Source organism: Pseudarthrobacter sp. C1 (assembly GCF_034720455.1).
Taxonomy (GTDB): Bacteria; Actinomycetota; Actinomycetes; order Actinomycetales; family Micrococcaceae; genus Arthrobacter.
In genome coordinates, this window is sequence record NZ_JAYESK010000003.1 from 31,823 (window position 1) to 49,024 (window position 17,202).

The 17,202-nt window shown below is 64.8% G+C and carries 13 protein-coding genes; 4 read left to right on the forward strand and 9 right to left on the reverse strand.

The window, feature by feature from the left end:
* Positions 1 to 122 precede the first annotated feature (122 nt).
* From U7114_RS05325 to U7114_RS05335, 3 genes are read right to left on the reverse strand one after another with little or no spacing between them, the layout of a single operon-like run.
* Positions 123 to 1,463 (reverse strand): ABC transporter substrate-binding protein, encoded by a 1,341-nt coding sequence (locus U7114_RS05325; protein ID WP_157241112.1) that lies wholly within the window; start codon positions 1,461 to 1,463, stop codon positions 123 to 125.
* A 48-nt stretch (positions 1,464 to 1,511) separates the two neighbouring features.
* The gene (locus U7114_RS05330; protein WP_323056707.1) at positions 1,512 to 2,438 is read right to left on the reverse strand and encodes a carbohydrate ABC transporter permease; all 927 of its coding nucleotides are present in this window, start codon (positions 2,436 to 2,438) and stop codon (positions 1,512 to 1,514) included.
* 12 nt (positions 2,439 to 2,450) lie between these two features.
* Positions 2,451 to 3,395, reverse strand: a complete 945-nt coding sequence (locus U7114_RS05335; protein ID WP_323056708.1) for a sugar ABC transporter permease — start codon at positions 3,393 to 3,395, stop codon at positions 2,451 to 2,453.
* Between the two features lie 206 nt (positions 3,396 to 3,601).
* Here U7114_RS05335 and U7114_RS05340 point away from each other — a divergent pair, with 206 nt between their 5' ends.
* Both U7114_RS05340 and U7114_RS05345 read left to right on the forward strand, forming a co-directional pair.
* A complete protein-coding gene (locus U7114_RS05340; RefSeq protein WP_323056709.1) occupies positions 3,602 to 4,807 on the forward strand; it encodes a Gfo/Idh/MocA family oxidoreductase in 1,206 nt (401 codons plus the stop codon).
* 10 nt (positions 4,808 to 4,817) lie between these two features.
* Complete coding sequence (locus tag U7114_RS05345; RefSeq protein WP_157241120.1) at positions 4,818 to 5,873, forward strand: LacI family DNA-binding transcriptional regulator; 1,056 nt, start codon at positions 4,818 to 4,820, stop codon at positions 5,871 to 5,873.
* 82 nt (positions 5,874 to 5,955) lie between these two features.
* Here U7114_RS05345 and U7114_RS05350 read toward each other — a convergent pair whose 3' ends face one another.
* The 4 genes from U7114_RS05350 to U7114_RS05365 all read right to left on the reverse strand — a co-directional run bounded on the left by U7114_RS05350 (position 5,956) and on the right by U7114_RS05365 (position 11,256).
* The gene (locus tag U7114_RS05350; protein WP_157241122.1) at positions 5,956 to 7,287 is read right to left on the reverse strand and encodes an ABC transporter substrate-binding protein; all 1,332 of its coding nucleotides are present in this window, start codon (positions 7,285 to 7,287) and stop codon (positions 5,956 to 5,958) included.
* A 72-nt stretch (positions 7,288 to 7,359) separates the two neighbouring features.
* Positions 7,360 to 8,193, reverse strand: coding sequence for a carbohydrate ABC transporter permease (locus U7114_RS05355; protein ID WP_157242935.1), 834 nt, complete (start codon positions 8,191 to 8,193; stop codon positions 7,360 to 7,362).
* Positions 8,194 to 8,270: 77 nt separating this feature from the next.
* Entirely contained in the window at positions 8,271 to 9,206 is a 936-nt protein-coding gene (locus U7114_RS05360) for a carbohydrate ABC transporter permease (protein WP_157241124.1), read from the reverse strand.
* Positions 9,193 to 11,256, reverse strand: a complete 2,064-nt coding sequence (locus U7114_RS05365; RefSeq protein ID WP_323056710.1) for a beta-galactosidase — start codon at positions 11,254 to 11,256, stop codon at positions 9,193 to 9,195. Before U7114_RS05365 ends, U7114_RS05360 begins: the two co-directional genes overlap by 14 nt.
* Positions 11,257 to 11,468: 212 nt before the next feature.
* Here U7114_RS05365 and U7114_RS05370 point away from each other — a divergent pair, with 212 nt between their 5' ends.
* Positions 11,469 to 12,485 (forward strand): LacI family DNA-binding transcriptional regulator, encoded by a 1,017-nt coding sequence (locus U7114_RS05370; RefSeq protein WP_323056711.1) that lies wholly within the window; start codon positions 11,469 to 11,471, stop codon positions 12,483 to 12,485.
* Positions 12,486 to 12,492: 7 nt separating this feature from the next.
* On the opposite strand, the gene U7114_RS05375 is transcribed toward U7114_RS05370, so the two are convergent.
* Together U7114_RS05375 and acs are read right to left on the reverse strand one after the other, a co-directional pair.
* Positions 12,493 to 13,278, reverse strand: coding sequence for a DeoR/GlpR family DNA-binding transcription regulator (locus U7114_RS05375; protein WP_157241130.1), 786 nt, complete (start codon positions 13,276 to 13,278; stop codon positions 12,493 to 12,495).
* A gap of 100 nt (positions 13,279 to 13,378) precedes the next feature.
* Entirely contained in the window at positions 13,379 to 15,403 is a 2,025-nt protein-coding gene (acs, locus tag U7114_RS05380) for an acetate--CoA ligase (RefSeq protein ID WP_323056712.1), read from the reverse strand.
* A 410-nt stretch (positions 15,404 to 15,813) separates the two neighbouring features.
* On the opposite strand from acs, the gene U7114_RS05385 reads away from it, so the two are divergent.
* On the forward strand, positions 15,814 to 17,160 hold the full coding sequence (locus U7114_RS05385; RefSeq protein ID WP_323056713.1) for a hypothetical protein: 1,347 nt from the start codon (positions 15,814 to 15,816) through the stop codon (positions 17,158 to 17,160).
* Positions 17,161 to 17,202 lie beyond the last annotated feature (42 nt).

The window sequence follows — 17,202 nt, forward strand, 5'->3', positions numbered from 1 at the left end:
TGTGGGGTGATGCAAAGCAGGGTGGTGGATGCCGCCGCCGCGAGGAGGGGACGGCGGCATCCAGCCGGGTGGCTGCGACCACATACGCAGCCACGGATTGGGGGCGTTGCCGAAGCAGGGGCCTACTTGAAGAGGGCGTTGACCTGTTCGTTGGCCTGGGTGAGGGAGCTCGCCGGCGCCTTGCCGGAAACCACCGCGTCCATGGCGGGTTCCATGATGCCCTTGACCTTGGCAGTGTTGTCCGTGATCGGGTACAGGAAGGTGGTCTTGTTCCTGACGTGCTCGGTGAAGGCGGTGACGTCCACGCCCTTGGCCTTGAAGGCCTCCGACGCCTTCTCGGACGAGGCCTTCAGGGCCGGGAAGACAACAGCCTTGGACGCGACGACGTCCTGGCAGTCAGCCGAGGCGAGGTACTCCACCCACTTGATGGACGCGTCCTTCTTCTTGGTACCCGCCCAGATGGAATCGGCCAGGCCGTTGAACATGGAGGCGCGCTTGCCTTCGGGGCCCACCGGGGTAGGCGCGATGCCCACCTCGACGCCCTTGTAGCCGGTGTACTGGCCGATCATCCAGGAGCCGTGGGCGTTGATGGCAGACTTGCCCGCTGCGAAAGTGTCAGCCATGGCCGCACCGACGGTGGTCTCCAGCTTGGGCATGTAGCCCTTGTCGGCCAGCCCGGAGAACCAGTCCATGCTCGCCTGGAACTTGGGGTCGTCGTAGTTGTAGCGGGTGCCCCACGGGTTTTTGTCCGTGTGGGACCAGCCGGTGGTGTTGGTGAGGTAGCTCCACTCGGTCTGGCCCGAGGAGTCGCCGCCGCCGTTCAGGCCCAGCCCGTAGACCTGGACGTTGTTCTTGTCGAAACCTGGCTCGTCGCCTCGCTTCCCGCTCTTGTCCACGGTGAGGTGCGCGATGACCTTTTCATAGGTGCCGCCGTCTTCCGGGTTCCAGGTGAGGTCCTTCATCTGCTCCTCGGTGATACCCGCGCTGGCGAGCATGGCCTTGTTGTAGAAGAGGCCGATGGTGTCCCAGTCCTTGGGCAGGCCGTAGCGCTTGCCGTCCTGGCCCACCCAGAGATCGGCGAGGCCTTCGTTGTAGGCGGTCAGGTCGATGTTGTCCTTCTTGACGGCGTCGTCGATGGCCAGCAGCTGCTTGTTTTCTGCCAGTTCGCCGTAGCGTCCCAGGTGGTTGGTGAACACGTCCGGGGCGGTGCCGCCAACAAAGCCGTTGGTGAGGGTGCTCCAGTAGTCATCCCAGCCGCGCTGGGTGATCTTCACCTTGATGTCCGGGTTGGCCTTGGTGAAGTCATCGGCGCACTGCTGGTAGGCGGGGAGCTGGTTGGCGTCCCAGAGCCAGTAGCTGATCTCGCCCTTGGCTGATTCAGCCGAGGAGGAGGATCCGCTGCAGGCGGAGAGGGAGAGCGCCACAGCGGCGGCAACGGCAACGGCGCCGAGGGATTTCTTCATGGTTCTACTTTCCTTTTGGGGATGGGAGGGAGGCGGTGAATGAGGTTCTTATTTGATGCCGGAGAAGCCGATGGAATTGACGATCTTCTTGCCGAAGGCGGCGAAGAGGACCAGCACCGGCAGGGCCGAGATGAGGGTCGCCGCCATCAGGCCGGACCAGTCCGGTGCGCCCTGGGGTGACTGGGACTTGAAGACGCCGAGCCCCACCTGCAGGACGCGGACATCGTCCTGCGACCCCACCAGCAGGGGCCAGAAGTATTCGTTCCACTGGCCGATGAAGGTGAGCAGCGCCAGGGTGGCGATCGGGGCGGCGGCGTTGGGAAGCACAATCTGGAAGAAGATGCGCAGGTGCTTGGCGCCGTCGAGCATGGCCGCCTCCTCCACCTCCCGGGACATGTTCAGGAAGAACTGCCGGAGGAAGAAGATGGCGAACGGCGTCATGAAGATGTACGGGAGGACCATGCCGAGCATGGTGTTGAGCAGGTCCAGGTTCTTGATCAGCAGGAAGTTGGGCAGTGCGGTGAAGATCGGCGGGACCAGCATGGTCCCCAGGAAGAGGCTGAAGACCGCATTCCGGCCCTTCCAGCGCAGCCGGGCAAAGGCGTAGGCGGCCATCGCGCTGAAGAACACGGCGCCTGCGGTAGTGATGGAGGAAAAGATGATCGAGTTCCGCAGGTAGAGCCAGAAGCTGATGGCTGCACCGGAACCGCCCTCTGCGACGGCGTCGGCCGGGCTCTGCAGGCCGAAGACCCGCAGGAACGCGCCGAAGCTGAACTCAGCGGGAAGGAGGCTGGTTGCGTTGGCGGCAAGCGCGTTGTTGGTGGACAGCGCCGTGCGCAGGACCCAGAAGAACGGGAGGACGGAGACGGCGATGGCGAGGACAATGAGGGCCCAGGCGCCTGCGCGGCGGGCGTTGAACGGACGACGGCGGCGGGCTGGCGCCGGCAGCGTTGCGCGGCTGGTGGTGGTGGTCATGCGGGAGGCTCCTTAGTCCAGGTCCGACTCGTTGCCCTTGAGGAACTTCATCTGGATGAAGGCCACCAGGGCGAGGATGAGGAAGAGAATGACGGCGATGGCTGATCCGTAGCCGAAGTCCGACTCGGTGAAGGCCCGCTGGTAGATGTAGTACTGGATGACGCGGGTGGCGTTGACCGGCCCGCCGCCGGTGGTCACTGCGACAGTGTCGAAGACCTGGAAGGAGCCGATCACCGTTACGACGAGGACGAGGACCAGGACCGGCCGCAGCAGCGGAAGGGTGATCTTGGTGAACGTCTGGAACGGTGAAGCGCCGTCGAGTTTGGCAACTTCATAGACGTGGCCCGGGATGGCCTGCATGCCGGCGAAGATGAGCAGGGCGGTGTAGCCCATGTGGCGCCAGGTGTTGATCAGGGCCTGGGTGGGGATGGCCCACTCCTCGCTGCCGAAGAACGCGACGCGGGGGAGGCCGGCCCACTCGATGAACTGGTTGACCACGCCAATCTGGTAGTCCAGCATCCAGAACCACAGCAGTGCCGCGATGATGTTGGACATCATCCAGGGCAGCAGCAGGGCTCCCCGGATGAGGGTGGACTTGGCGACCCGGTTCATCAACAGTGCCAGGCCCAGGGCCAGGGCGGTCTGGAGGACGATATTGAGGAAAACGTACTGGCCTGTGACGGCCAGGGAGTTCCAGAAGAGTGGATCCTTGGCGATCGCCGTGTAATTGTCCACCCCCACCCACGTGGGGTCTCCCAGGATGTTGTACTCCGTGAAGCTGAGGTAGACACCGCGGATGGTGGGCACCACGTAGAAGACGACGAAACCGATCATTGCCGGGGCGATGAACAGCAGTGCGATCTTGAGATCGCCGAGCCGGCGGAGGCTGCCCCGCGGCTTGGCTGCAGACACCGCTGCGCCGGTGGCGGATCTCGGGTTTTTGGCAAGGGTGGTCATCTTCGACCCTTTCCTGACTGTGATGGGGGTAACAACTAGGGAAGAATCTACACGAGTAGATTTGAGTGGGCAAGGGGCTAATTTTTCTTTTTGTCGGTAAGCATTAATCCATTCACCGGACTGTTGACTCGAGTAGATTGCAATGAAACACTGGGAATCCTCCGGAGAGCGCTTGCCGCGCCCCTGCAATCCTCGAAAGGCAGACGATGACGTTTTCGATCGGCGTAGTAGGAGCCGGCCAGTTCGGCAGCCAGTTCGCGCACCTGTTCAATCTCCACCCGGGCGTCAGCAGCGTCTTCGCTGTTGACGACGTTGCCCATCGCGCAGCCGAGGCCGCCGGGCGCTACCATTTGGCCGGCACGATGGCGACTTTTGAAGACCTTCTGGCTTCCGACGTCGACGCCGTTGCCATCTTCACGCAGCGCTGGACGCATGGTCCGCTCGTGGAGCAGGCGCTCCGGGCGGGCAAGCACGTCTACTCAGCCGTTCCCATGGCGATTTCAGAAGAGGAAATAGCGCGGATCATCGAGGCCGTCCGGGAAACCGGCCTGGTGTACATGATGGGGGAGACCAGCTACTACAACCCCGCCACAGTCTTTGCCCGCAAACAGCTGGCCGAGGGAAAATTCGGGCGGATCTTCTACGCCGAAGGCGACTACGTCCACGACATGGACCTGGGCTTCTACGAGGCCTACCAGTACAGCGGCGGCGAGCGCTGGAAGGAAACCGCCAGCTACCCGCCCATGCTGTATCCCACCCACGCTGTGGGCGGCGTGCTGGGAGCAGTCCCGGCCCACGCAGTCAGCGTCAGCTGCGTGGGCGTCAGGGATGACCGCAACGACGGCGTCTTCGACAAGGACGTCAGCATGTTCGGCAATGACTTCTCCAACGCCACCGCGCTGTTCGAGCTGAACGACGGCGGCGTCATGCGCACCAACGAGATGCGCCGGGTGGGCTATCCCTCGCACATCCGCGAATCGCGGTTCCGGTTCTTCGGGACGGAGGCCAGCTTCGAGCAGCTCGCCACGGTGTCCGTCTGGCAGGACAAACAGAACGTCCACGACATCTCCGAGCAGATGGAGACCCGGCCCAGCATCGCCCTCGATGACCCTTCCCTTGCGAATGTTGCGCCAGAACTGAGGGATGCCTTCGTCTCAGGCCTGGCTCCGGTCCATGATCCCGGGCGGCTTCCGGAGGAGTTCCTGGGCGCGCCCAATGGCCACGAGGGCAGCCACCACTTCCTGGTGGACGACTTCGTGACTGCCGTGAACAACCGCACCCTGCCTCCGGTGAACGCCTGGATGGCCGCCCGGTTCACCCTTCCGGGGATCGTTGCCCACCAGTCCGCCTTGCAAAACGGGGCGCGCCTTCCCATCCGTGACTTTGGCGAGGCGCCGGGTACAGGTACCTAATATGGACAGCATGACTACTCCGGCAGTGCAGACTGCGCGCGGCGGCCCCGTGACCCGCAAGGACGTTGCACGCTACGCCGGCGTGAGCACCGCCGTCGTCAGCTATGTGGTCAACGGCGGCCCCAAGAAAGTTGCTCCAGCCACAGAAGCGAAGGTCCAGCACGCCATCCGCGTCCTGGGGTACCGGCCCAACGCGGCGGCCCGGGCTCTCAAGCTGGGCTCCAGCGAGACGCTGGGCCTGGTGATTCCGGACATCTCCAATCCGTTCTTCGCCCAGTTCTCCCACGCCGTTGAAGACGCGGCCGCAGCCCTGGGCTACGCCCTGGTGCTGGGCAACTCGGACGGAAACCTTGCCAAGGAACGGCGCAACATCCGCAACCTCGCCGCCAGGCAGGTGGACGGCGTGCTGTTGGCCAGCGTCCTTTTTGAACCCGACCTGGAGGTCCTGGAAACCGCGGACATCCCGTCGGTGCTGCTGAACCAGGAACGCGACGCGCCGGGCTTCAACAGCATCGGCGTTGACCTCGCCGCCGGCGCCAGGATCGCCGTCGAACACCTGATTGGCCACGGCCATACAAACATCGGCCTGGCCATGGGAACCAACGTTTCCGGCAGTACTGACGGTCGCGAGGTGGGCTGGCGCCAGGCACTGCAGGAGGCAGGTTTGCCGGAGGGGCCGATTGCGTACAGCGGATTCACGTGGCCCGGCGGTTATCTTGCCGGTCAGCGCCTGGTTGCGTCAGTCAACAGGCCGACTGCCATCTTTGCTACCTCGGACACCCAGGCAGTGGGCCTGTTGCGCGCAGTGCATGAGGCAGGTCTGGCTGTGCCGGGCGAAATTGCGGTGGTGTCTTTCGACGGATCCATCGAAGCTGAGTACTCGTGGCCGCCGCTGACCACGGTGGAGCAGCCGGTGGCTGCCATGGCGGAAGCGGCGGTGGCCGCACTGGTGGGAGCCACTCGCGGGGAAACGCCACAGCATCGGATCTTCCCCACCAAACTTCACATCCGGCAGTCCTGCGGCTGCCCGTGGACGCCGTCCGCCGGGGCGCCGCAAGGCGGATAATGCATTAAGGACTGGCCGCCACCTCTGCTGAAAGCGGAGGTGGCGGCCAGTCCTGCCGGAAAGCAATCCCTGGGGGTTGAGGCTACTCCTTCACAGGAATCGACTGTGACTTCAGGGAATCGATAGTCTTTTTCTCGCCTGTCTTGAGCGCGTCCAAGAGGGTGCCGTCGCCTCCCGCGGCCTTGCCGAACCCGTCAGAGACGTCGGTGTACGTCTGGGTCATGGTCGGGCCCCAGGTGAAGTTGGGATCGACGTTTGATGATGCCTCGGCGAAAACTTCGTAGATCTTCTGGCCGCCGAAGTAGTCCACGCCGCCGGTGAACGCAGGGAGGTCCTTGGCCGACTTCGCAGCCGGGTAGAGCCCGCCGAGTTCATTTGCCAGTGCCAGGGCCTCAGGATCCGTGTTCAACCACAGAGCGAATTTCGATGCCTCGTAGGGGTGCTTGGAGCCCTTCAGGACTGCGGTGGAGGAACCGCCCCAGTTGCCGGCGGGCTTTCCACCGTCTTCCCACTGAGGCATCGGGGCGACAGCCCACTTGCCGGCGGTATCTGGGGCACCGCTGGCCAGCGTTGAGGCGCCCCAGACCGCGGAGACCCAGGTCCACTGCTGGCCGGTATTGAACGAGGCATTCCACTCATCGGAGAAGGACGGCAGCGTGGATACCTGGTTCTTGTCCAGCAGGTCCTGCCAGTAGTTCGCCACCTTCTCGGATTCGGCGCCGGTCAGGTTGACCTCCCACTGGTCGTTGGCGCTTGAGAACCACTGCCCGCCTGCCTGCCATACGTTGCCGGCGAACCAGTTGACATCGCTGCGGGGGAAATTGGTGATGTACGAACCGCGGGCTTTGATCTGCTCGGCAGCCGCGGCGTATTCGTCCCAGGTGGTGGGAACCTTGATGCCTGCCTCCTTGAAGAGATCCGCCCGGTAGAACATCGCCATCGGTCCGCTGTCCTGCGGGATGGCATAGACGGAGCCTTCCTCGCCGAAGGTGACCTGGCCCCACGTCCAGTCAACGAACTTGTCCCGGGCGTCGGACACTCCTTCGCAGGCGGCGATGTTCTCGAGGCCGTCCTGGACGCGGAAGTTGGGCAGGGCGTCGTATTCGATCTGGCCGAGGTCCGGGGCGTTGCCGGCCTGCAGCTGGTTGAAGAAGTTCTGGTACGTGCCGGAGTTGCCGTTGGGGCCGGTCTGTACCTTGACCTGGATATTTTCGTTTTCCTTGTTCCACAGATCCACCACCTTTTCCATGCCGGGGACCCAGGTGGTAAAGGTCAGCTCGACCGGACCGGATGAGGGTTCGCAGGATCCGGCGGCCTTGGTTTCCGTGGTGCCTCCGCCGCCTGAGCAGCCGGCGAGGGCCAGCGCTGAAACAAGGGCAAAGGCTGCAGTGGCTTTTCCGTAATGCGCGCGCATTTCTATTCCTATCAGTGGGGGTGCTGTACCGGGGCGGAAGCCGCGGGACGGTTTGCGTGGGAAGGATGGAAGCTATTTGACGCTTCCGGCGCCGAGCCCGCTGCTCCAGAAGCGTTGAAGCGCAAGGAACGTTCCGATAAGCGGGAGGATTGAGACAAGTGCGCCGACGATCACCAGGACGCGGAGCTCGGGAATCTGGCTGATTTGGCTGTTCCAGGCGTAGAGGCCGAGCGTGACCGGAAACAGGACCTGGTCGCGGAGCATAATCAGGGGCAGGAAGAAGTTGTTCCAGATTGCGACGAACTGGAACAGGAAGATGGTCACCAGCGCCGGGGCCATGAGGCGCGTTGAGACCGTGAAAAACGTCCTGACTTCGGAGGACCCGTCGAGCCGCGCAGCTTCCAGGAGCTCGGTGGGCACGCTGGCCGCGGCATAGATGCGGGCAAGGTATACGCCGAAGGGGCTGACCAGGCTCGGAAGGAAAACGGCCCACAGGGTGTTGGTCAGTTTCACTTCGCTGAAAATCAGGAACAACGGAAGCGCGAGAGCCGTCGCCGGGACCAGCACCCCGCTGAGCACGATATTGAAGAGAGCTTCCCGCCCCCGGAATTCGTATTTTGCCAGCGCGTAGCCGCACATAGCCGCGATGACGGTGCCCATGAGGGCGCCCAGTCCGGCATAGAGGGCGCTGTTGGCGAGCCAGCGGCCGAAGACACCGTCACTGTACGTGAACAGGTTGCCCAGGTTTGCCAGGAAGGTAGGGGCCGAATCCATGGTGAACCATAGCGGAGCGGTACTGGTGATCTCTCCGCCCGTCTTGGAGGAGGACACCAGAAGCCACCAAATGGGGGTGAGGAAGTAGAGCGTGAAGACGCCCATGATGAGCATCGCCGCGCTGCGCGACATCACGCTGTGACGGGGCCCGCGGGCATTGGCCGCCCCGTGGGTGGACTTGGGTCCTGCTGCCGTGACCGTTGCTGCACTCACTGGGAGACCTTCCGTTGGGTTGCCTTGAGGAAGACGAAGGAAAGAACGAATGTTGCCAGCGCCAGCACCACCGAGAATGCTGCGGCGAGGTTGTAGTTGGGGACGGACGCTGTTGTGTACACCGCGAGGTTCGGCGTGAATGTGCTGCTGATCGCCGAGCTGAAGCTCCGCAGCGTCTGTGGTTCCGCGAGCAGCTGGAGGGTGCCGATGATGGAGAACACGCCGGTGAGGATAATGGCCGGGACCACCAGCGGGATTTTGATCCGCCAGGCAATCTGCAGGTTGCTGGCGCCGTCGAGCCGGGCCGCCTCGTATATTTCAGTCGGGATGGCCAGCAGGGACGAGTAGATGATCAGCATGTTGTAGCCGACGTACACCCAGGTGACGATGTTGGCGATCGCCCACAGGACCAGTTCTGCGGAGAGGAAGTTCACCTCTGAAGTGACGGCTTCAAAGGGGGACAGCGACGGCGAGTACAGAAACCCCCACATGATGGCGGCGATGACGCCGGGAACTGCGTAAGGGGCGAAGAATGCGAGCCGGAAGAACTTCTTGCCCTTGAGGAGGGGCGAATCGAGCAGCAGGGCAAACAGCAGGGCCAGGCCCAGCATGATTGGCACCTGGACCACTCCGAAAAGGAGCACCCGTCCAACCGACTCCCAGAATTCGGTGTTCTGGAACACCTGCTGGTACTGGACGAGTCCGCCGAAGACCTGCCGGGGAGGGCCGAAGGTCCCTTTGCGTTCAACAGTCAGCAGGGACTGCACCACCGCGAAGATGATGGGTACGGCGTAGAAAGCGAGGAAGAGGACGCCGAACGGCGCAATGAACAGGAAGACGGCGCGGCGCTGGGCGCCGGTGGTTTTGGCTTTCCGGGTCTTCGGCGTCCCCAGGGCCGCTGCCGGAGCGGTGCTTGGTCTAGTCACTTTCATCATCCTTTTGGCTGGCGCTGGGGCCAGCGGTTTGTGGAGCAGGATCGGAGGTGCGGACGACGCGCACGGCGCCCGCGGGAACAACGACGGCATGGGACACGTCCTCGCCCACAATCAGTTCGTGGCCGTGGGCGGCGTACTTGTGGTCCTCGTCGGAGTGGTTGATGAGGAAGACGTAGCTATGGTCGGCGCCGGAGCGGACCACGACTTCAAGGCCGGTGGGGGAGCCCAGGACGTTGATCCCCGCCTCGCCGGCAGCCCCGGTGACGACGTCGCGCAACGAGGCAGGATCAAGGACGGTGCCGAGGTACCAGGCGTTGCCGGCGCCATGGCGGTTGCGCGTGACGGCCGCGGTGCCGGACAGGTGCCCCTCGGTGAAGGTCAGCTGCGCCTCGGCGCCTTCGAGGCGCATCGCTTCACTCCAGAGCGAGGCGGTGGAACCGTTACTCAAAGCCAGGGTCCGTCCGGGCGGCAGGGGGTAGAACTCCTCGGAACGAATGCCAAGCATGGTCCGGAAGGCCCCCGGATAGCCGCCGGCAAGCACCTTCTCGTTTTCATCCACGATGCCGCTGAAGTAGGTCACAAGGGCAGTACCCCCGTTCGCGACGTATTCGGCCAGCGCGGCGGAGTCCTTTTCCCGCACAAGGTACAGGCCGGGAACGACGGCCAGCTTGTACCTGGAAAGATCCGCGCCGGGGGCAACGACGTCAACGGTGATGCCTGCCTCCCAGAAAGCGGCGTACATGGCATGGACCTGGTCGAGGTACCGAACATCCGATGACGGGTGTGACTCCTGGTCGTAGGCCCACCACGCTTCCCAGCTGAACACCAGGGCGGCCTCGGCCTTCACCGTGGTCCCGGCGACCTCCGCAAGCGTCTCCAAAATGCTGCCCAGTTCCAGGACCTCCCGCCAAATACGCGAGTCCGTTCCCGCATGGGGAAGCATCGCCGAATGGAATTTTTCACTGCCTTGCACTGAGGCCCGCCACTGGAAAAAGCAGAGCCCGTCGGCTCCCCTTGCAAGGTGGGCGAGGGAATTGCGGAGCATCTCGCCAGGGCCTTTGGCGATGTTGCGTGGCTGCCAGTTCACGGCCGAGGTGGAGTGTTCCATCAGTAGCCATGGCCGGCCCTGGGCAAGCCCCCGGGTTGCGTCGGCAGCGAAGGCCAGTTCGGTTGCGGGAGCATCAAGCCGGTGGTCCAAATAATGGTCATTGGCGATCACGTCCATATGGGGTGCCCAGGACCAGTAATCCAGGTTGCGGATGTGGGCCGTGACCATGAAGTTGGTGGTGACGGGAACGGTGCTGTGCTGCCGGAGGACTTCAGCTTCGGCCTGGTAGTAGCCAAGCAGTTCATCGGAGCTGAAGCGGTGGAAGTCGAGAACCTGGGTGGGGTTGTTCGTGGAGACGGTGGTCCTGGGCGGAAGGATCTGCTCCCAGCTCGAATACCGTTGGGACCAGAACGTGGTGCCCCAGGCTTTGTTGAGCGCATCCAAAGTGCCGTACCGCGCCTGAAGCCAGCTACGGAAGGCGCCTGCGGAGACGTCGCAGTAGCAGAGGGCGTTATGGCAACCAAGCTCATTGGAGACATGCCACAAGCGGACAGCAGGGTGGGCGCCGTAGCGGCGGACGGTTTCGCCCACGAGCCTGAGGGCGTGTTCCCTGTACTGCGGGGAACTGGGACACCAGGCCTGGCGGCCGCCCGGCCAGGCGCGGGTCCCGGACGCCGACTGGGGAAGAATCCCGGGGTACAGGGTGGTGAGCCAGGCCGGGGTGGATGACGTGCCTGTTCCGAGGTTGACCCCGATGTTGTTCGCATGGAGGAGGTCCAGGATCTCGTCCAGGCGTTCAAACGAGTATTCCCCCGGGAGTGATTCCAGTTCCGCCCAGCCGAAAATGTTTACTGCGACAAGGTTGACCCCCGCCTGCTTCATCAGCCGGACGTCTTCCCGCCAGATGGCGCTGTCCCACTGTTCGGGGTTGTAATCGCAGCCGTAGACAAGCTTTCCGCTGCCGGACAGTGCCTTGACGGGCGTTCTGGTGGGGCTCAACCCTGCTCCTTCAACTTGCAGCAGACGTGCAAGCCGGGGAGAGACCCTGCGGCATTGGACGCTGTTGTCGAATTTCTGTGAACGTTCCCAGGGATGCGCGCCAAAGTGTGATGCGGGTTATCTGGGAACGTTCACAGAATATCTTCGCCCTGCTGGCATGTCAACGGGCGGGCGGAAGCTGCACCGTCCGTTTGCTCCGCTACAGTACAGATATGTCCCTGACACGCACCCGTGCCCGCCGCGCCACCATCAACGATGTGGCGGACGCTGCCGGGCTCTCAAGGGGTACCGTTTCGAGGGTCGTCAACGGGGAAAAATACGTCTCTGACGAGGCCCGGCAGGCGGTGGAAGAAGCCATCGCTCGCGTGGGTTATGTCCGCAACAGTGCGGCACGGAACCTGGTCAAGCAGGAGTCCCGGGCAATAGGCCTGATCATCCACGAGCCGCATTCGCTGCTTTTTGAGGACCCGAATATCGGCTCAATCCTGCTCGGGGCCAACGAGGTGCTGTCCAAGGCTGACTATCAGCTGGTATCGCTGATCATCGATTCAGACCGCGACAGCCGCCGGGTGGCGGATTACCTGCGCGGAGGCCTCGTTGACGGCGCGGTCATCATTTCTGCCCGCGCCTCGGACCCCATCGCGACCGCCGTCGCCGACATCGGACTGCCCGCTGCTTTTGTGGGCCATCCTGACGGTAATCCGGAGCTCCCGTACGCTGCCATCGACAATGTCGCGGCAGCGCGAAGCATCACCAGCAGGCTGCTGGATACGGGGCGACAGCGGGTGGGCATGATTGCCAGCGCCCTGGACCGGGACTCCGGCCAGGACCGCCTTGCCGGCTTCCGTGCGGCAATGGGCGGGCGCTTCGACCCCCGGATGGTGGTGGAGTACCCGCTGTATACGTACGCAGCGGGCCTGGAAGGGATGCAGGAACTGCTCCGCCGTGCTCCCGATATCGACGGCGTCTTCGCCGCCTCGGATGCTGTGGCCGCGGGAGCGATGACGGCACTTCAGGAGGCCGGGCGCCAGGTGCCTGAAGACGTTGGCATCGTGGGCTTCGACGACAGCAGCTGGGCCCTAAGGTGCAGGCCCCAGCTGTCGACTGTGCGCCAGCCGGCCGATCTCCTGGGAAGCGCCGCCGCCGAACTGGTGCTTGCGCAGCTCAGCGGCCAGCCCAGTCCGCCGCGGATCCTGGAAACCGCGATTATGTGGCGCGGCTCAGCCTGAGCGCGGCTTAGGCCGGTACTACCCGGAGCATGGTCCTGTCACTGATGAGGCGCTGCGCTTCCGGCCCTAGCCCGGAATCGCTGATGACCTCATCCACGTCGTCCAGCGCCGCAATGGAACTGATGCCGAGCAGGCCCCACTTGGTGTGGTCCGCCAGCACCACGGTTTTGCGCGCGGCCGCCACGAAGGCACGGTCCGTCTCGGCCTCGAGCAGGTTTGGGGTGGTAAAACCGGCGTCGGCATCCATCCCGTGCACACCAAGGAACAGCACGTCCAGGTGCAGCTGTTTCAGTGCAGCGGTGGCGATGGGTCCCACCAGCGCGTCCGACGGCGTGCGCTCGCCCCCAATCAGGATCACGGTGGAGCTGTACCGGGCGGAGCCGGCCGAAGCGGCGTGATGGAAAAGGTCCGCAATGCGTACCGAGTTGGTGACCACCGTGATCTGCGGTCCGTTGACCAGTTCCCTGGCCAGGGCCCAGGTGGTGGTTCCTGCGCTGAGCCCCACGGCCATGCCTTCGTGGACCTGGGTTGCCGCCTCCACCGCGATGGCGCGCTTCTCCGCCGTCAGCTGCGTGGACTTGAGGTCGAATCCGGGCTCGTGGGTGCTGGTGTCGCCCGGGATCTTCGCGCCGCCATGGATCCGCTCCAGCCGGCCGCCCTCCTCCAGCACCTCGATGTCGCGGCGGACCGTCATCAGGGACACGCCCAGTTGCTGGGCCAGGTCTGACACCCGGACAACCCGCTCCCGCTGGAGAGCGTCCAAAATAGCCTGGTGGCGGGCGACGGCGAGCATCGTAGGAATCCTTCACTAGGCGGTGGGGCTGGTCCCAGCATACGACGACGGCGACGCCGGGCTGTGAGCCGGGCGCCGCCGTCGTGCGTTGATGCTCTACCTATTTCCTGAGGGATGCCGCGATCTGCTGCATGATGGTGGGGTCCGAGAGGGTGGTGGCGTCTCCGGGATCGCGGCCTTCGGCGACGTCCTTGAGCAGGCGCCGCATGATCTTCCCGGAGCGTGTCTTGGGCAGTTCCGGGACCACCAGGATGGCCTTCGGTTTGGCGATGGGGCCGATTTCCTTGCCGACGTGGTTCCGGAGTTCCTGGACGATGGCGTCGCCGGAATCCACGGCATCGCCGCGGAGGATGACGAATGCGACGACGGCCTGGCCGGTGGTCTCGTCCGCAGCGCCCACGACGGCGGCCTCGGCCACGGCCGGGTGCGAGACGAGCGCGGACTCGATTTCCGTGGTGGAGAGGCGGTGCCCGGAGACGTTCATGACGTCATCCACCCGGCCCAGGAGCCAGATGTCGCCGTCCTCGTCCTTCTTGGCGCCGTCCCCGGCGAAGTACATGGTCTCGAAGCGGGACCAGTAGGTGTCCTTGAAGCGTTCCGGGTCGCCCCAGATACCGCGGAGCATGGCCGGCCAGGGTTCGCGGATCACGAGGAACCCGCCGTGGCCGTTGGGCACGGATTCGCCCATCTCGTCCACGACGTCCACGGCGATGCCGGGCAGCGGCACCTGCGCCGAGCCCGGTTTGGTGGCCGTGACCCCGGGGAGGGGTGCGATCATCTGGGCGCCGGTCTCGGTCTGCCACCAGGTGTCCACGATGGGGGCCTTGTCCCCGCCGATGACCTTCCGGTACCACATCCATGCCTCGGGGTTGATGGGTTCGCCCACGGAGCCGAGGACGCGCAGGGAGGAGAGGTCGTACTTGTCCGGGATCTCCCGGCCCCACTTCATGAACGTGCGGATTGCGGTGGGGGCGGTGTAGAGGATGGAGACCTTGTACTTCTCCACGATCTCCCACCAGCGGCCCTGGTGCGGGGAGTCCGGAGTGCCTTCGTACATCACCTGGGTGGCGCCGTTGATGAGCGGGGCGTAGGCGACGTAGGAGTGGCCGGTGACCCAGCCGACGTCGGCCGTGCACCAGTACACGTCCGTCTCGGGGTGCAGGTCGAACACGGCACGGTGCGTGTAGGCGGTCTGGGTGAGGTACCCGCCGGTGGTGTGCAGGATGCCCTTGGGCTTTCCGGTGGTGCCGGAGGTGTACAGGATGAACAGCGGGTGCTCGGAATCATGTCCGACGGCGGTGTGCTGGTTCGAGGCGGCCCCGACGGTGTCGGCCCACCAGTGGTCCCGGCCCTCGGTCCAGTCCACGTCCTGGCCGTTGCGCTTGACTACCACCACGTTCTGCACGGTGTGGTTATCCTTCGCGAGAGCCTCATCGACGGCGGGTTTCAGTGCGCTGGGCTTGCCGCGGCGGTAGGTGCCGTCCGCGGTGACCACGAGCTTGGCTTCGGCGTCGTCGATCCGGGAGCGCAGGGCGTCCGCGGAGAAGCCCCCGAACACCACGGAGTGCACCGCGCCGATGCGGGCGCAGGCCAGCAGCGTGATGACGGCCTCGGGGATCATCGGCAGGTAGACGGCAACCCGGTCGCCCTTGGTGACGCCGAGGGACTCGAAGGCGTTGGCGGCCTTTTTCACCTCTTCGGTGAGCTGGGCATAGGTGTAGGTGCTGGTGTCCCCGGGCTCGCCTTCGAAGTGGATGGCAACCCTGTCGCCCAGGCCGTTCTCAACGTGCCGGTCCAGCGCGTTGTACGCGGCGTTGACCTCCCCGCCCACAAACCACTTGGCGAACGGCGGGTTGGACCAGTCCAGGGGCTGGTCAAAGTCCTTGCTCCAGGTCAGCAGCTCACGGGCCTTCTTCGCCCAAAAAGCGGGATGGTCGTTGCCCGCCTCCTCATACTCCGCCGCGGTGACCACGGCGCCGGCAGCGAACTCCGGCGTGGGCGGAAAGGCGCGGGTCTCATGCAGCAGGTTTTCGAAGGCGTCGCCCTGCTCATCGCTCCCGTGGGTAACCTGCTGCCCTGCGCCTGCGGCAGCGGGTGCAACGGCGCTTGAAGTGTCCTGGGACATGTGAACCTCATCATTCATCGATCTTTGCTGGGCGGGATGTCCGCCGACGTCCGGGCTCCGCCGCCTGCACGACGTCGGGCACCGGCTGGTCACGGACATTCCGCAAAGAGCTGTTCCGGAATCAAGACTAATGCTTGGCCTGCCGCTGATGTGTGCGGTGTCACACGAGAGCCCGTGAACGGCATTTATTAAGCGGTGAATGGTTTGCGGGCCGGCCTTTCCGGCCCGCCGCAGGCTGCGGCCAGCTAGTGATCAGCTGGGCTCTTGACTAGGCTGAGATGGAATTGTGACTTCACTTCGGTCCGCTTCGGCCAGGCAACGCAAGGGCCTGGCAACACCGGAACCGCTGTCAAGACGGCACGATTTCGGGACCATGCAGGCCCCGGTGCCGCCACGCTAAGGAGAGCAGAATGAACCAGCAAGGCTTCGGCCAGAAGACCGGCCCCGACACGGCAGGTTCCGGCCACAGCGCCGGAACAGCCGACGGGCCAGGGTCCCAGGCCACCGCGGGCACCGCCTCCAAGGGAGGCAAGGCTCCGAACGCCAACGAGGCAGTGCTGGGTCCGTTCACCATCCGGGACCTGGCCGTCTTCGCCGGCACGCTCGTCCTTTTCGTTGCCTCCCTGCTGCCAATCTTCGGCGCACGGTACAACCTGTGGAACCTCAACAACCTGTTCTTCCTGGGGCTGGGCATCGTCCTGCCCCTGATCGTGAGCGCGCTTTTCGCCGCGCGCAGGCTGGCGCCCGCCACGAAGCTCCGGATTGGCTCCCTGTCCATTGACCAGTTCGCGTCAGTGGTTGCCTCCTTTGCCGTGGCGTTCTTCTTCATCTCCGTGGCCGGCGCCTACGTGCCGAGCCTCCTTGTGGGCCTGATCGGCTCGCTGGTCCTGTTCGCCGCAACGGTGCTGGGCCGCTTCCTGCCCTACGTCTCCGGTGACTTCCAGGGCAGGGCCGAAGTGCCGGCCCACGTGGTGGCCCGGGATGCGGTTGTTCCCGTCCAGAAACCCCGCGCTCCCAAGATGCCGAAGGACGAGTCCGCCACCGGTTCGAAAGAGTCGAAGCCGGGCTCGAAGCTGTTCTCGGGCGGAGGGCTGTTCGGCGGTGCCGGTGCAGGATCATCAGCTGTCCGGCCCGGTTCAATCGGCAAGGCCGGTTCGCCGGAACAGCACGGTTCGCCGGAGCGGCCGGTGTCAGCAGGGCAGTCTGGCCCCGCCCCGCAGCCCACGGCAGTCCATGCCCCTGCCACCGCTGCCATCCCTACCGGGGCATCGCCTGTTTCCACTGCCCCCGAGGTCTCCGAGTGGACTCCAGCAGGCGACCCGGGGCCCGCAACCCAGCCCGCCGACGTCGTCCGTCCTTCTTCCACTCCTGCTCCGGTTCACGACGGCGGCGCCCCGCCGGCTGCCCCGTCCGGCCAGGGTGCTGCCTCCCCGGTCCAGGGCGGGCAGGCGGGCTGGGAGCCGCCGGCCGCCACCGCAGTGCACCAGCAGGTCCGGATCGAGCAGCCCATCGGCGCCACGGTTGATCCGGCCAGCCGGCCCGACGAATCGGAAGAACACCCCATCCACGAGGCCTTCTGGTTTGCCGTGGCACAGCACCGCACTGCCTATGACCCCCAAACCGGCGCGCCGGCGTTCGTTATTGAACCGGGCGGCTGGGTGCTGGCCCTTGAGGACCGCGGCCACGAGTTCCTGGTGCAGCACACTGACGGGCGCCTGGGCGTCCTGCGGGACCTCAGCAACATCGAGCGCGGCTGACGCCTGTGGCCGGGCCCGGGGCCTCGAAGGCCGGCGGAATCA

Excerpts from the sequence above, each read along its gene's own strand:
- U7114_RS05345 (WP_157241120.1), top strand. The coding sequence starts at position 4,818 with ATGACTACTCCGGCAGTGCAGACTGCGCGCGGCGGCCCCGTGACCCGC.
- U7114_RS05370 (WP_323056711.1), top strand. The coding sequence starts at position 11,469 with ATGTCCCTGACACGCACCCGTGCCCGCCGCGCCACCATCAACGATGTG.
- U7114_RS05360 (WP_157241124.1), bottom strand. The coding sequence starts at position 9,206 with ATGAAAGTGACTAGACCAAGCACCGCTCCGGCAGCGGCCCTGGGGACG.
- U7114_RS05335 (WP_323056708.1), bottom strand. The coding sequence starts at position 3,395 with ATGACCACCCTTGCCAAAAACCCGAGATCCGCCACCGGCGCAGCGGTG.
- U7114_RS05355 (WP_157242935.1), bottom strand. The coding sequence starts at position 8,193 with ATGTCGCGCAGCGCGGCGATGCTCATCATGGGCGTCTTCACGCTCTAC.
- U7114_RS05330 (WP_323056707.1), bottom strand. The coding sequence starts at position 2,438 with ATGACCACCACCACCAGCCGCGCAACGCTGCCGGCGCCAGCCCGCCGC.
- U7114_RS05340 (WP_323056709.1), top strand. The coding sequence starts at position 3,602 with ATGACGTTTTCGATCGGCGTAGTAGGAGCCGGCCAGTTCGGCAGCCAG.
- U7114_RS05375 (WP_157241130.1), bottom strand. The coding sequence starts at position 13,278 with ATGCTCGCCGTCGCCCGCCACCAGGCTATTTTGGACGCTCTCCAGCGG.
- U7114_RS05385 (WP_323056713.1), top strand. The coding sequence starts at position 15,814 with ATGAACCAGCAAGGCTTCGGCCAGAAGACCGGCCCCGACACGGCAGGT.
- acs (WP_323056712.1), bottom strand. The coding sequence starts at position 15,403 with ATGTCCCAGGACACTTCAAGCGCCGTTGCACCCGCTGCCGCAGGCGCA.
- U7114_RS05350 (WP_157241122.1), bottom strand. The coding sequence starts at position 7,287 with ATGCGCGCGCATTACGGAAAAGCCACTGCAGCCTTTGCCCTTGTTTCA.
- U7114_RS05325 (WP_157241112.1), bottom strand. The coding sequence starts at position 1,463 with ATGAAGAAATCCCTCGGCGCCGTTGCCGTTGCCGCCGCTGTGGCGCTC.